This window comes from Microbacterium sp. NPDC056569, assembly GCF_042793475.1.
In the GTDB taxonomy this organism is placed as follows: Bacteria; Actinomycetota; Actinomycetes; order Actinomycetales; family Microbacteriaceae; genus Microbacterium.
The window spans coordinates 12324-25656 of sequence record NZ_JBHTUV010000009.1; the positions used below are offsets into that span (position 1 = coordinate 12324).

At 66.8% G+C, this 13333-nt stretch carries 18 protein-coding genes; 9 read left to right on the forward strand and 9 right to left on the reverse strand.

Features of this window, described 5'->3' with window-relative positions; all coding sequences use genetic code 11:
* Positions 1-34: 34 nt before the first annotated feature.
* The 4 genes from ACFQ7C_RS11655 (at position 35) to ACFQ7C_RS11670 (ending at position 3992) form a co-directional block, all read left to right on the forward strand.
* Complete coding sequence (locus tag ACFQ7C_RS11655) at positions 35-1705, forward strand: alkaline phosphatase D family protein (protein WP_378900858.1); 1671 nt, start codon at positions 35-37, stop codon at positions 1703-1705.
* Positions 1706-1837: 132 nt separating this feature from the next.
* The gene (locus ACFQ7C_RS11660; protein WP_378900861.1) at positions 1838-2284 is read left to right on the forward strand and encodes a VOC family protein; all 447 of its coding nucleotides are present in this window, start codon (positions 1838-1840) and stop codon (positions 2282-2284) included.
* Positions 2285-2500: 216 nt separating this feature from the next.
* Entirely contained in the window at positions 2501-2878 is a 378-nt protein-coding gene (locus ACFQ7C_RS11665) for a hypothetical protein (protein ID WP_378900864.1), read from the forward strand.
* 553 nt (positions 2879-3431) lie between these two features.
* Positions 3432-3992, forward strand: a complete 561-nt coding sequence (locus ACFQ7C_RS11670; protein WP_378900867.1) for a GNAT family N-acetyltransferase — start codon at positions 3432-3434, stop codon at positions 3990-3992.
* Between the two features lie 148 nt (positions 3993-4140).
* On the opposite strand, the gene ACFQ7C_RS11675 is transcribed toward ACFQ7C_RS11670, so the two are convergent.
* Positions 4141-4617, reverse strand: coding sequence for a CinA family protein (locus ACFQ7C_RS11675; protein ID WP_378900870.1), 477 nt, complete (start codon positions 4615-4617; stop codon positions 4141-4143).
* 3 nt (positions 4618-4620) lie between these two features.
* Positions 4621-5145, reverse strand: coding sequence for a DUF6766 family protein (locus ACFQ7C_RS11680; protein WP_378900873.1), 525 nt, complete (start codon positions 5143-5145; stop codon positions 4621-4623).
* Positions 5146-5344: 199 nt separating this feature from the next.
* Between ACFQ7C_RS11680 and ACFQ7C_RS11685 the strand changes: the two genes are divergently transcribed.
* Entirely contained in the window at positions 5345-5689 is a 345-nt protein-coding gene (locus ACFQ7C_RS11685; protein ID WP_378900876.1) for a hypothetical protein, read from the forward strand.
* 14 nt (positions 5690-5703) lie between these two features.
* Here ACFQ7C_RS11685 and ACFQ7C_RS11690 read toward each other — a convergent pair whose 3' ends face one another.
* A complete protein-coding gene (locus ACFQ7C_RS11690) occupies positions 5704-6147 on the reverse strand; it encodes a MarR family winged helix-turn-helix transcriptional regulator (protein ID WP_378900879.1) in 444 nt (147 codons plus the stop codon).
* A 329-nt stretch (positions 6148-6476) separates the two neighbouring features.
* On the opposite strand from ACFQ7C_RS11690, the gene ACFQ7C_RS11695 reads away from it, so the two are divergent.
* A complete protein-coding gene (locus ACFQ7C_RS11695; protein ID WP_378900882.1) occupies positions 6477-6824 on the forward strand; it encodes an ATP-dependent DNA ligase in 348 nt (115 codons plus the stop codon).
* Positions 6825-6956: 132 nt separating this feature from the next.
* Here ACFQ7C_RS11695 and ACFQ7C_RS11700 read toward each other — a convergent pair whose 3' ends face one another.
* From ACFQ7C_RS11700 to ACFQ7C_RS11715, 4 genes are all read right to left on the reverse strand, one after another.
* On the reverse strand, positions 6957-7268 hold the full coding sequence (locus tag ACFQ7C_RS11700; RefSeq protein ID WP_378900885.1) for a hypothetical protein: 312 nt from the start codon (positions 7266-7268) through the stop codon (positions 6957-6959).
* The gene (locus tag ACFQ7C_RS11705; protein ID WP_378900888.1) at positions 7262-7444 is read right to left on the reverse strand and encodes a hypothetical protein; all 183 of its coding nucleotides are present in this window, start codon (positions 7442-7444) and stop codon (positions 7262-7264) included. The genes ACFQ7C_RS11700 and ACFQ7C_RS11705 overlap by 7 nt, the downstream gene beginning before the upstream one ends.
* Positions 7445-7521: 77 nt before the next feature.
* Positions 7522-7920, reverse strand: coding sequence for a hypothetical protein (locus ACFQ7C_RS11710; RefSeq protein WP_378900891.1), 399 nt, complete (start codon positions 7918-7920; stop codon positions 7522-7524).
* Between the two features lie 567 nt (positions 7921-8487).
* Positions 8488-8910, reverse strand: coding sequence for an Hsp20/alpha crystallin family protein (locus ACFQ7C_RS11715; protein WP_378901319.1), 423 nt, complete (start codon positions 8908-8910; stop codon positions 8488-8490).
* Positions 8911-9004: 94 nt separating this feature from the next.
* Between ACFQ7C_RS11715 and ACFQ7C_RS11720 the strand changes: the two genes are divergently transcribed.
* A complete protein-coding gene (locus ACFQ7C_RS11720; protein ID WP_378900894.1) occupies positions 9005-9358 on the forward strand; it encodes a MerR family transcriptional regulator in 354 nt (117 codons plus the stop codon).
* Positions 9359-9646: 288 nt separating this feature from the next.
* Positions 9647-10735 (forward strand): YihY/virulence factor BrkB family protein, encoded by a 1089-nt coding sequence (locus ACFQ7C_RS11725; protein ID WP_378900897.1) that lies wholly within the window; start codon positions 9647-9649, stop codon positions 10733-10735.
* Between the two features lie 586 nt (positions 10736-11321).
* On the opposite strand, the gene ACFQ7C_RS11730 is transcribed toward ACFQ7C_RS11725, so the two are convergent.
* Together ACFQ7C_RS11730 and ACFQ7C_RS11735 are read right to left on the reverse strand one after the other, a co-directional pair.
* Complete coding sequence (locus tag ACFQ7C_RS11730; RefSeq protein ID WP_378900900.1) at positions 11322-11894, reverse strand: YdeI family protein; 573 nt, start codon at positions 11892-11894, stop codon at positions 11322-11324.
* Between the two features lie 184 nt (positions 11895-12078).
* The gene (locus ACFQ7C_RS11735; protein ID WP_378900904.1) at positions 12079-12333 is read right to left on the reverse strand and encodes a helix-turn-helix domain-containing protein; all 255 of its coding nucleotides are present in this window, start codon (positions 12331-12333) and stop codon (positions 12079-12081) included.
* Between the two features lie 69 nt (positions 12334-12402).
* Here ACFQ7C_RS11735 and map point away from each other — a divergent pair, with 69 nt between their 5' ends.
* On the forward strand, positions 12403-13179 hold the full coding sequence (gene map / locus ACFQ7C_RS11740) for a type I methionyl aminopeptidase (RefSeq protein ID WP_378900907.1): 777 nt from the start codon (positions 12403-12405) through the stop codon (positions 13177-13179).
* The last annotated feature ends 154 nt before the right edge of the window (positions 13180-13333 follow it).

A 13333-nucleotide genomic window follows, 5' to 3' on the forward strand; every position in this document is an offset into this window, starting at 1 on the left:
GGTCGCTGAGGCGCGATCGGGGTACAACGGGTTCATGGGATCCCCGCTGCTGTTGGGGCCGATGCTGCGCTACGTCGATGAGACGTCGGCCAGCATCTGGGTGGAGACGCGAGCCGACTGCGTGGTGAGCGTCCACAGCGAAGGACGATCGTGGCAGGCCCGCAGCTTCGCGGTGCACGACCACCATTTCGCCCTCGTTGAGGTTGAGGGGCTCGAGCCGGGGAGCGTCTCGCCATACGTGGTCGAGATCGACGGGACCTCTGTCTGGCCGGACCCAGCCTCTGAGTATCCGGCATCGGTGATCGCCACGCGCGCGCCCGGCCGACGGTCGCGACTCGCCTACGGGTCCTGCCGCACCAGCGTCAACCACGACCGGTCAGGCAACCGAACCCATGGTGTCGACTCCTTGCGCGCCTTCGCGCTCGCGGTGGCCGACGGCCGCGAGGCCCGACCGGATCTGCTGCTCTTCCTCGGCGATCAGGTGTACGCGGATTCGACCACGAAGGAGATGCAGGCATTCATCCGCGCCCGCCGCGACATCCACGAGGAACCGGGCAAGGAGCTCAAAGACTTCGAAGAATATGCCCACCTCTACCAGCTGGCATGGTCGGACGAGGCGAATCGGTGGCTGCTCTCCTGTGTGCCCAGCGCGATGATCTTCGATGACCACGACATCCGCGACGACTGGAACGCCTCGCTCGATTGGAAGAGGAAGATGGAAGCCACCACCTGGTGGCACGAACGCATCGTCGCCGGCTTGGCGTCGTACTGGGTATACCAGCACCTCGGCAACCTGTCTCCCCGCGAACGTGCGGCTGACGAGATATGGCAGCAGCTCAGTGGGCGCCACGACAATGCTTCCCGCGACCTCACCGCCGCGCTGGACGAGTTCGCCGACCGCTGCGACCAGGACCCGAACAGCTGCCGCTGGAGTTACTCCCGAGACCTGGATGAAACCCGACTGATCGTCCTCGACTCGCGCGTCGCCAGAGATCTCTCTCCCTCGGCACGGGGGTTGCTGAACGATCGAGAGCTCACGTGGTTCGACAGCCACCTGCAGGGCGGATTCCGCCACGTTCTGATCGCCACCTCGCTCCCATTCCTCTTGCCGCTCGGTTTGCACCATGTCGAGGCATGGGATGAGGCGATCGCGCAGGGCGCATGGGGTCGGCTGGCCGCGTGGGTCGGCGAGCGACTGCGGCGGGCCTTCGACCTGGAGCACTGGGCCGCGTTCCAGAACAGTTTCCAGGCGGTTGCCGCGATGGCCACGGACCTGGCAGACGGCGCCCGCGGACCGTCGCCCCTGACAGTGACCTTCCTCTCCGGTGATGTGCACTTCTCGTACTTGGCCGAGGTCGAGCGCCAGAACGGCAGCCGGATCGTGCAGGCAGTCTGCTCACCCATGCGAAACCCGTTGCCCCGGTTCCTGCGCTGGTTCTCCGTGGTGATGTCGTACGGCGCAGCGACGCCGCTGGGCGCCGCTGCCGCGCACTCTGCGAAAGTTGCCGACCCGCCTTTCCGATGGAAGACCGTGAAGGGTCCATGGTTCGACAACAACCTCGCGCTCTTGCAGGACGGACCCGATGGGCTCACCATGACATGGCACACCGGTGTGGTCGAGGATGGCGATGAACTGCATCCTCGCCTCGAAGTGGTGGCATCCATCACCGTGCCGGCGAAGCGAGACTCCGCAGTGTCATCCTGACGGCCGAGGCGGAAGCCGACGGCATCCGGCCACCGATGTCGGTTGAGATCCTCGACAACAGCCCCGGCAACGAGCTGCGAGCTTTCACCGATCCGGACACCATCTGTCCGGGAGCACCGCTACCTTCTCACCATGGCAACGACAGAGACTCCGGCGTTCCTCTACGCACAGATCCCGTACCGGAATGCACCCGCCGCCCTCCGATGGCTCGAGCGCGCATTCGGGCTGACGACCATCGCTGAATGGCCCGACGATGAGGGCGGCATCCAGCATGCCGAAATGCGGCGCGGCGACGCCGTCTTCACCGTTTTCTCCGATCGAGCGGGCTACGACCGTGCGCAACCACGCGGCGAATCGGTCGGGCTCGGCCTGGTGTTCGCCCTGGGCTCTCCGGCCGAGGTTGACGACATCTTCCGGTCTGCCGTCGCCGGCGGCGCAGAGGTCGTCTTCGAACCCACCGACACGGAGTGGGGGAATTACCGGTGCCGCGTCCGGGATCTCGAGGGCTACGAGTGGACTTTCGGGACGTACAAGCCGGGTGAGCCGCAGGAGTGGACTGGCGACGACGAGGTCGACTAAGGGGCGTCGCGCCTCGACCGAACCCTGCGCTACCGCACGAACTGGTACCGAATCTCGACTGCGCGTCGCAAGTCGGCGCGAGCCTGCTCAGCACCGGGGAGTGGGCGCCGATCCCCGGTGCCAGGCGACTCGATGCAGACTGCAGCGAAACCCTGCGTGGCGGCGCTCCGCGCCCGGGCGGCGAGGCGGGGACGCGTACGCGGATATCGTTTCGCCATGCCCTCGGTCACGGATTGGATTTCAAGCATCGGCTCGCTCGTCGGAGCGCTCACCGGCGTTGGCGCGTTGATCATCGCTTGGCTCAGCTACCGGAAATCCACCCGGGCTCTCGCCGCGGATGCTCAGACCCGCGCAGCGGTGAGCTCCACGGTGGAAGCGGTGGAAGCGGTCGGTCGCGCAGGCAGGTTTGACGCGATGCTCGACGCTGCCCTGAGGCGTCGAGCTGACGCGGAGAGTCATGAACCCGTCGTCGAAGACGGATCCATGATCAGCCGGGAGAGACCCGACAGGGAGGAGAAGCAGGACGCCTACGAGGCAGCATTGCGAGACGCTCGTCGAGCGCTTGGTCTGCCGGCGAACGGCGACGCGAGCTGACCTGTCCGGAGCGGCCGTGCACGCTCTCGGCGAATGCGGAGCTCGCGCAATCGTGAGCGCTGGTGCCCGAAGCGCGTGCCTGGGTGACTAAGCTGACTCCGCGCAACCTGGTCCCATGATCAGGCCGGCGCTCGAACAAGGCGGTCACTTTTCTGCCACGGATTCTGCGTGGCCCTCGACGGGCATCATCGAGGGGAAGACGCGCTGCTCTTCCCCGCTGCCTAAGCGTGCCCCGCCCGATTTTTTCGCGCGGGGCTTCGTCATGTCTGTGGGTCAAGCCTGCGGCGACCGTCATCGCGCGCTTGGTCCGGCCTCGATGGTCCGCACCACCCGCGCGTTCGCCCGCTCCAGCCAATCGCCAGCTGCATGTTGAAATCCGCCGGTGAGGTGGAGTTACGCCCGGGCATGAACGAACTCTGCATCACCCGTTGACCGGCTTCGCATCCCTCACCACGCCAGCTGCACGGCTTGTCAAGGGCCAGTGTCCTGAAGCCCCGACGTGCTTCGATAAGCCCCCGAAGAGCTGCGGCTGTAAGACGAATGGGTGGTCACGATGGCTGGCGACACCGAGGCAGGGAGAAGCGAGCATCACGCCGATGCATCGATACGAACCGTGGATGGCGTAATGGTTCGCCCGATCCGGCCCGAGGATGCCGGCGAGGTGCTCACGGTACAGCGAGCAGCGTTTGTGCAGGAAGCCCTGACCTACAACGACCCTCAGATGCCTGTGTTCACTCAGACGAAGGAGGAGCTGGAAGCTGAGCTCCACGACAATCTTGGGTTTGTCGCCGAGAGGGGCCAGCGCATCGTCGGTGCGATCAGGGCGGTCTCCGACAGGGATCTGCTCCTCATCGGGCGCATCGCGATCGCGCCGGATCAGCAGGGCGAGGGTATCGGCGGCATGCTGCTGGACGCCGTTGAGGGGCGTGGCTGGTCGGTCGGATGCCGAGAAGCTGAGCTCTTCACCGGATCGCACAGCGACGCGAACGTGCGCCTGTACGAGCGAGCGGGCTACCGCGAACGCGAGCGGGTCGGCCAGGGCGACGGGACCGCGCAGATCTTCATGCGCAAGCAGCTCCGCGCCGACCCGGCATCGACGTCAACGGAGGCCTAGCTCTCTTCGCACCCCGGAGAGCGCGGGAGGATGACGATCGTCGTGCCCCCCGGGTCCTCATCGCAGCCGGGCACCACGTTCCTCCCACCCGTGGTGCGGTCAAGAGCACGCAGAGGCAAGCCCTCTACCTGATGTCGACGGGGCCTGGTCACGCCTCAGCGTTCGCCATTCCGTCGACGATCTCGGCAAGAAGCGTGAGGCTCGCGTCCACCGCTTGCCTCAGCACCTCTTCCGGGCCTCCGTCGAGGTTGAGGAGGTGGGACCCGTCAGCGTCGGCGGTCGCCCAGCCGAGGTGGACGGTGCCCGGTTCATGTCCGTCCTCGGGGTCGGGTCCTCCCACTCCGGTGGTGGAAACGGTGATGTCGGTGCCGAGAAGTTCTCGTGCGCCGCGGGCGAGCTGGCGGGCACACTCCGGCGAGCATGGATCTTGGTCGACTGGGACGCCGAGCAGGTCTGCCTTCACCTCCATGCGGTACGCGACGATGCCACCGCAGAACCAGTCCTTCGCGTTCTCGCCCTTGCCCACGGTGGCCGCGAGCAGACCTGAGGTGAGCGACTCGGCGACGCCGATCTTCAAACCGTGCTCCTGGGCCAGTCGGGCAGCCCGCTCGAGAGACGTCGTCATCGGCTACTCCGCTTCCTCTGATGACACGTGGTGTGGCAGGCCGACGGGTTTGGATTCGCTCGAGCCGCGTTGTCGCAGGTAGATCGCGAACGCGACCATCGCGCCGACGGTTAGGAACTCGGACTGCCAGTTCCGCAGCGTCCGATTCCAGAAGTCGGGCGAGACGACGTATTCCGCCCACGTGATGGGCGGGGCGTCGTGCATCGCGTTGTCCTCGTTGGTCACGACGACGCCGCCCAGCGATTGCGCGAACCATGACAGGAGGAAGATCGTTCCCATCACGATCAGCAGCGGGTTCGAGTAGATCCACTGTCGAGCGCCACCGGCCCGGGCCCAGGCGGGAGAGTCGGCGCGCGCGTGGGCGCCGACGAACTGGCTCTCGTGGCGCAGGAAGCCGCGCACGATCACCGCCCCGTCAACGGTGTCGCGATCATCACCGTCAGTCCGACGATGACGATCCCCAATCCACACCCAGAACATCACACGCATGCCCGCAGTTGCGGTGCGCGCGCTCGTCTTCTCGCTCATGCGGCAAACCCTAGCGATCCGCTTCCCCGAACCCGGAGGGGCTTGTGAGCCGCGCACATCCGCCCTAGGGCTCCGTGCAGGACCGGCACCGCTGCAGGCGGGGGCGGTAGGTGACTGTGTTTCGCCGAGGACGGGTTGCCAGACGTGGGTCGGTGGCGCGGATAATGGCGGTGTCGCGGTTTCGTCGGAGGGGGCGGTGATGGCGTTTCGAAGTCGGAGCACGTTGCAGTCGTGGCTCGACGAGTTCGCCCTGCTGGGCTATGAGTTCGGTGGCGACGCGCGCGTACTGCAGCAAGACGGCGCTGAGGGCGCCGACACCGGGCTCGTGGTGGTCGAGCTTGCGGACGCGGCGACGGTGATCACCATCCAGCCCGAGACGCGGAACGCGGTGCGCTGGATGGTCACGGTCGAAGCGCGCGAGGCGGCGGTGACCGTGACTGCGCCCGCATTGCTCAACCTGGCGGCCGCGCTATCCGTGGTGGCAGCGCTGTGCGCGTTCTTGCAGGCGAAGTCGCTGGCATACGCGGGCGTTGACGTCGCCTGAGCGTCGAGCACCCCTCAGACGGATGCTGCCGAGGCGGCCTCCGTGAATCCGTCCAGGGCAGCGGCGAACTGTCGGATGTCGTCGGGGTCGCTGGCTGTGGCGGCGAGGTGGAAGGCGTCGTCGAACCGGGTGAGAGCGGACCAGGGCGCCGCGCCGAAGTCGACGGTCGCGGTGATGCGGTTGACGCGCCGGTCCGTCGGGTCGACGTCGCGGCGCACCGCCCCGCGTTCGATGAGCCGATCGATCAGTGTGGTGACGCCGGCGGAGGTAATGCCGAGGAAGCTGGAGAGGGTGCCGGGTCGGGTGCCGGGGTGCTCCACAACGAATAGCAGGGCGCGCGCGTCAACCTCATTGATGCGCAGTTCGCGTCGGGCTTGGTTCAGCGCGGCGGTGCGTGCATGCACATAGCGCAGCATCGCGCCGGTCAGCGATGAGTCATCCCAGCTCGTCCGTTCCACGCCACCTCCCGCAGCAAGCCGCCCCCACCCGGTCACGATACCAGAAAGTTAGCATCACTGACTTTTAGATTATTTATCTAAATTTGCGAGATAACGGGTAGGCTTGCAACTGTCCCGGCTCGCGGCGTGCACATCGGTGCGTCTCGACGGGGCGTTGATCGGAGGTGAGCGATGGGTGTTCTTCGCATTGCGGTTCGTCCTCGAGTCCGAGCAGACCGTGGATCTCGATCCCGTCGTCCTGATGCGGGGCTCGCCGCGCAGGCAAAGTCGGCGCGCGAGCTCACCGTTCGCCTGGATCCGGCGTCGCCCGAGCTCGTGGGAGGTTTGTGATGGGTAGGTTCATTTACGAGAACGCCGTCAAGGTTGACTTCGACGACCGGGTCCTCGCGCACCTGCAGCTCGTGATGGTCAACAAGCTGCGGCGCCGGGAGCCGTTTCATTTCACGTGGAGGGATGACGCGAGCATCGGCGACGGGCGCACCACTGTCTGGGTGCATGCGACCGCGAACCTGGTCTTCAAGTTTCACGGATCCCGGCAGCCCGAGATCAACCCCGCCTGGCTCGAAGCGCTCGCGTACACCGCCAACTCGCCCAACGGTCTCTATCTCGTCCCGGAGCCGGCCCACCCGGTGACCGCCCGCGAGACCAGCGACGAACTGAGTCCTGCCGCGACCTGAGTCCTCCTGACCTCATCAGGGCCCAGAGTCACTCCCCAATAATCCGGGCGGGTCCCTTCCGGCTCGTCGGGCTCCTCGCAGGACAGGTGATGTGCCCGACAGGCTCCGACGCGCGAGGAAGCAGCCGTGTGGTCAACGGGGGCGTCGGTTCCCCGGCGGGAGATGCGGGATGGGCACCGGTCTTGTCCGCCGCGAGTTGGAGCTGCGGCGTTGTCTTAAGGCGTCGATCACGGCGCTGGCAGACGCGAAGTAGGTGGGCAGACCGGTCGGGACGAGCCAGAGAACGTCCACGCCGCTCGCAACCCGGTCGGTGACGCATGCGACGACGTGCGCCGGATCCGTGGCAGGAATGCCGTGGTTGCGGATGATCCACGTCGCCGCATCCACCTTGTGCAGTTCGAGCTCCGAGGTGCTGGGGCCGAGCGAAGGATCGAGAATCACCATTCTTCGATCACGCCTTCGCTGATCATCTCGGCCCGCAGAGCGTCCTCGAAGTCATCCGCTTCGTCGCGCAGATCGAACCGAACCGATCCTCGCGCGCGGAGTGGCTGTGGCGTTGTATCCATCTGTGTTGCCTCCACGCTGTTGCAGCGATCCGATTCTGGCTGCTGGATGAACACCCGGCGCGGGGGTTGACATTCGGGCGAGCTGCGCCCAGGGCGTCTACGCCATCACGGCGCCGGTGGTCTGCTCGGAGTCATTGGCCGTGGATGAACTTCTCGGCATGCTCGACGGCCTTGCGGAACGAGTCGTTGCGCAGGGAGCTCGCGGCATCGTCGGCGACCGCTCTTCCCGGCGTCTCGGTGTACCCCGTCAACCCGGGCGGCCGGAGCACCCAGATGCCTCCGTATGGGGGCAGGTAGAACACGGCGAACGAACGTGCCGACTGGTCGTCCTCCCAGACCGGGACCACGGCGACGGCGGCGCCGGTGTCCACGTTGATCCACTGTGCACGTGGTCGGGGCTGGTCGGCGTCGTACACTGCCGGGTCCAGGAATGGGGCGGTGCCTTCTCCGAATCGCTGCTCGAACCGTTCGTGGAACACGGGGAAGAACGCGTAGTCGTACCGACGCCACCCACTCGGATTCGCTTCCACTTTCAACCTCCTTCCGCAGTTGCACCGGCTTGTGCGCCAGGATCAGGCTCTCGTAGGGGCTCGGTGCGGGGCGAGGTGGGGGATGGGCACCGGCTTGGTGCGCTGCGGGGTGGTGTTCAGGTCTGTGAGCACGTCGTTCGCTGTTGCGTACCTGGTGGGCCGGGCGACGTCTCGCATCCACGCCACTTCGCACTGGTTGGTATCGACTTCCCAGATCCGGGCCACGGTGGCGGGGGCGTCCTGCGTTGGGCGTTGCATATCGACGATGGCCCATTCGCCGGGGGCGACTGTCCTGAGTTCGAATCGGCTGCGGTTCCTGGTCATGGTGCTCTCCATCAGCATCGTTCGTGGTGCCGGGCGTCACGGTCGTCTCATGAGATCAGCGACGTCCGGCGTGCGTACCGATCTCGGAGGAGGGCGGCGCCCCGGCCCGCCTGTATCCGGGCACCGTAGGGGTGCAGGCGCTGCGCACGCTCATGCGGCGGCGGCCAACAAGGAACGGCGCGGGCGAGGCGCGCCGCCACCTCACGAGATCGGCGTGCTGACTGAAAGGCGCGGGTGCGGATGTCAGGCGTTGATGGCCTGCAGGTCGTCCGCAGTGCTGATCGTGATCTTGCGCGGTTTCGCGTGCTCGGCGACCGGGATCCGCAACGTCAGCACCCCGCCCTGGTAGCCGGCGGTGATGTGGTCCGTGTCGAGGCTGTCGCCTAGGAACAGTTGCCGGCTGAAGATGCCACGCGGTCGTTCGGCGGCGATCAGCGCCGCTTCGCTGGCGCGGGGTGGTCGCACGGCCTTGACGGTGACGATGTTGTGCTCGACGTCCAGGTCGATCGAGTCGGGGTCGACGCCGGGCAAGTCGAACTCCACCTGGAAGGTGTCGCCATCCCGCCAGGCATCCATCGGCATGACGGATGGGTGGGCGAGGGTGCCGTCGAACATCTGTTGGGTGAGCCGGTCCAGTTCGCGGAACGGGTCTGTGCGCATCAGCATCGTGTCCACCTCCATGTTCTGTTGATGCTCCGAACCAGCACAGCTCCACGAGGATCTGTGCCCTGCGCTATAGATTTGTTGTAGCACTGGTGACATGATCGTGCAAGAGGGAATTTCCGTGCAGGCGGATGTGGGGAGTAACGCGATGGCGGGGAGCGGCGTGGATGACGCGCGCGGCGTGTACGGCATCTCGGTGGCCGCCGAGTTGGTGGGCATGGGGGTCCAGAACCTCCGTGCGTATGAGGCGCGTGGCCTGCTCGAGCCAGGGCGCACAGAGGGCGGCACCCGCCGCTACAGCGCCAACGATCTGACCCGGCTACGCCGGATCAGCGAACTCCTCGCGGCCGGATTGAACCTCGCCGGCATTGCGATGGTGCTGCACCTGGAGGACGAGAACACCCAGCTTCGCGAGGCGCACGCCGGGCTCATCGCTGCTGAACACCCTTGACACCCCACCGAGTTTGAGACGAGGTCGAACGACTCCACGGACGTATGCCGTGTCGTCGGTGCTGTCGCCGGCTCGGTCACTACCGCGAGACTCACCGCACACGAAAAGCGATGCAGGGCCGATCCGCGGCCGAGCGCCGGCGATCCGGGGAGGAATGTGCCGTGGCGACAGGAACGAGCTGCGCTGAGGCATCGGTCTGTCAATCCCCCTGTGCGACAGCCGTCCGCGCGCGCAGGATCGTGCTCTCGTCACCCTCGCCGGGCCGGACCCCGAACCCGTGGAGAAGCAATGAGCACGATCGACCAGCGGCACGACAAGCACACCGACGGGACGCCCGACCCCGAGCATCCCGCGAAGCCGGATCGGCTGCGCGAGATCGAGAAGCGCTCGTGGAAGTACGTGTTCCGCAACACGATCCGCGAGTTCTCAGACGACGAGTGCACAGACATCGCCGCCGCCCTGACGTACTACGCGATGCTGTCGCTCTTCCCCGCGCTCATCGCGGTGTTCTCGATCTTGGGCGTCGTCGGCGAGGGCGAGAAGGCCGCGAACGCGATCGCGGGGATGATCCAGAACTTCGCCCCGGACGCGGCGGATGCCCTCAGGGACCCGCTCACCGACATGGCCACATCGCCCGCAGCGGGCTTCGCGCTGATCTCGGGCATCGTTCTCGCGATCTGGGCGGCGTCCGGCTACGTCGGCGCGTTCAGCCGCGCGATGAACCGGATCTACGAGATCCGTGAGGGGCGGCCATTCTGGAAGCTCAAGCCCGCGCAGCTGCTCGTCACCGTCGTGGGCATCGTGCTGATCACGATCGCGACCATCATCCTGGTCGTCTCCGGACCCGTCGCGAGATCGGTCGGCGAGGCGCTGGGACTCGGCGAGGCAGCGACGACCGTCTGGTCGATCGCGAAGTGGCCCGTGCTCGCGGTCATCGTCGTCGTGATGGTGGCGATCCTGTACTACGCGGCGCCCAACGCGAAACAGCCGAAGTTCCGGTGGATCAGCCTCGGCTCGCTGCTGGCGATCCTCGTGCTCGTCGTCGCGACGGTCGCCTTCGGCTTCTACGTCACGAACTTCTCGAACTATGACAAGACGTACGGATCGCTCGCCGGAGTGGTGGTCTTCCTGCTGTGGCTGTGGATCGCGAATCTCGCGCTGCTGTTCGGCGCCGAGTTCGACGCCGAGCTCGAACGCGGACGTCAGGTGCAAGGCGGTATCGTCGCGGAGGAAGAGATCCAGTTGCCGCCCCGCGACGACCGCAACGTCAAGAAGAAGGAGAAGAAGGAGGCGGAATCGGTCAGGGAGGGTCGCGCTATCCGCGAGGAAAACACCGACGAGAACGCTCCGCGCCACCCTGGCGGCACCACCAGCTGACCGGGAGCACCTTGATCTCGTGACCGCGTTCAGCCGTAGTTGTCCCGGACGCGATCCTGCGCGTTGGGAGCTTGCCCGCGGCCGTCCCAAGCTATCGGTGGCCGACGCTCCCGGCCCCCACGGCTCGTGGTCGACAGTCACCGGGAACGACGTGAACGGTCCGAGGGAGCCCGGATAGTACAGTCCGGCCGCCGAGGTCATCGTCACGCCTGCCGGGACCAGGAGCGATCCGTAGGCCGGGTATCTGGTCGGGAAGGCCGTATATCCGATCGAGCTGGAGTTCGCGAGATTGACCGTGACGTCCGACTTCATGTCTGCGGGTACCGTCGCGTCGAACAAGAACGCACACTTCTGCTGGGCTTCGATCCACACGAACTCGGCTTCGGGGCCCCATAGCCCCTTCTCGCACAAAGTGGCGTACAGGCGGGTGCCACGCAAGAGCGCGGGTTCAGGGACTTCCGGGCTGGCACGGGTTCAACCGACGCTGTCCAGACAGCACGCCACCGCTGCACTCGCGCGCAGTCGCCCTATGAGGATCCGAATCGAGTGCGGATGGGCTCCGCGCTCTCGTACCGCCGAGCGCGACTCAGTGGATCGTCTCGCCCCGCTCGAGCATGGCGACGTACTGGGCGACGCGGGCCGCGCGGGTCTCCGGCCGCTTCAGGCTGCTCACGCGGAACGTCATCGCGAAGCGGTTCTGCGCCGACTGCGCGGCGAACGCGGCGGCGATCGCCGGGTCGGCGTCGAGTGCCGCCTGAAGCTCGGGCGGGATGTCTCCGTCGCGCTGACGGTAGGCGGCATCCCATCGCCCATCTGCCTTCGCGCGGTCGATCTCGCGAAGGCCGGCCGGCCGCATCCGGCCCTCCTCGATCAGGCGGGCTGCATGCTCGATGTTGACCTTCGACCACACCCCGCGCGGCCGGCGCGGCGTGAAGACCTGCATGAAGTAGTCGGCGTCCAGCGATTGCTTCTGCCCGTCGATCCAGCCGAAGCACAGCGCGGCGTCCAACGCCTCGGCGTATGTGATCCCCGGCTTGTGCGACGCCACCTTGCGGACGCGCAGCCTCACTCCGTCGGGATCGGGATCGGACTCGAGCCAGCGCTCCCATTCCTCGACGGTGTCCACGTGCAACTCGGGCTTGGCAGAGGCGGCGACCATCCTCGAACGCTAGACCCTTGCGCCGACACGTTCCTCATCGGGGTACGGTCCGACCGGGGATCGCGACGACCGGCGCCTCGATGGTGTCGACGCGTGAGCGAACCGGCATCGTGATCGCGGCAAGGGCGTGAAAGCCCACGTCGTCCGGGCCCCTCGCAAGCGCTGCCTCCCAGCCCTCGACGCTCTACGCCACGGTGGACGCTTCGACCTCGGCCCACAACCGGTCGAGCGAGAGGCCGACCGCGTCGGCGATGGCGGCGACCGTCTGGAATGAGGGCGTTGCGATGCGTCCCGACTCGACCTTGCGCAGCGTCTCCGGCGACACCCCCGCGACCAGCGCCACCTCGAGCATGGTGCGCCGGCCGCGCGCATCGCGCAGCACCGCGCCGAGCCGGCGGCCGCGGTCGAGGTCCGCAGCGCTGAGAGGAAGCCGCACCATCACATGGCCGATACTAATACCGGGATTCTTTGACCGGTATAGTTATCCCGACACTCGAAGGAGACCGCCATGATCGAGATCCTGAGTCCGGCTCAGGTCGACCAGGCCCGCGTAACGGGCGCGCTCGTCGCCGACATCCTGCAGACGATGAGGTCGCGCGCCACCGTCGGCACGAACCTGCTCGAGATCGACGCATGGGCGAAGGAGATGATCCTCGGTGCGGGAGCCGTCTCGTGCTACGTCGACTACGCCCCCTCCTTCGGCAACGGACCCTTCGGTCACTACATCTGCACCGCCGTCAACGACGCGGTGCTGCACGGTAAGCCGCACGACTACGCACTCGCGGACGGAGACCTCCTCACGCTCGACCTCGCCGTGCTGACGGGAGGCATCGCCGCAGATGCCGCCGTCAGCTTCATCGTGGGCGAGCAGCAGCGTCCGGAAGACCTCGCGATGATCGAAACGACCGAGCGCGCGCTCGCCGCAGGCATCGCCGCTGCCCGGCCCGGCGCAAAGATCGGCGACCTCTCGCGCGCCATCGGCACGGTGCTCAAGGCCGATGGATATCTCGTCAACACCGAGTTCGGCGGACACGGTATCGGCACCACGATGCACGGCGATCCGCACGTTCCCAACACTGGCCGCCCCGGACGCGGCTACCAGCTCCGCCCCGGACTGCTCCTCGCCCTCGAGCCGTGGATCATGGCCGACACCGACAAGCTCGTCGTCGACCAAGACGGCTGGACACTCCGCAGCCTGACCGGCAGCCGCACCGCTCACACCGAGCACACGATCGCGATCACCGAGAGCGGCGCCGAGATCCTCACCCTCCCGACTTCCCTCTGACCCGCTGGCGCCATCGCCCGCGAGCCCTTACGTGACCGACCCGCCCGAGGCCCGGCCGAGGTGCGCTCGTGGGGCGCTTGCGGGGCTAGGACAGGGTGGGGCCGGCGACCTCGAGCGTGAGCAGTGTCACGACGACGAACTGCAGTCCGGTGAA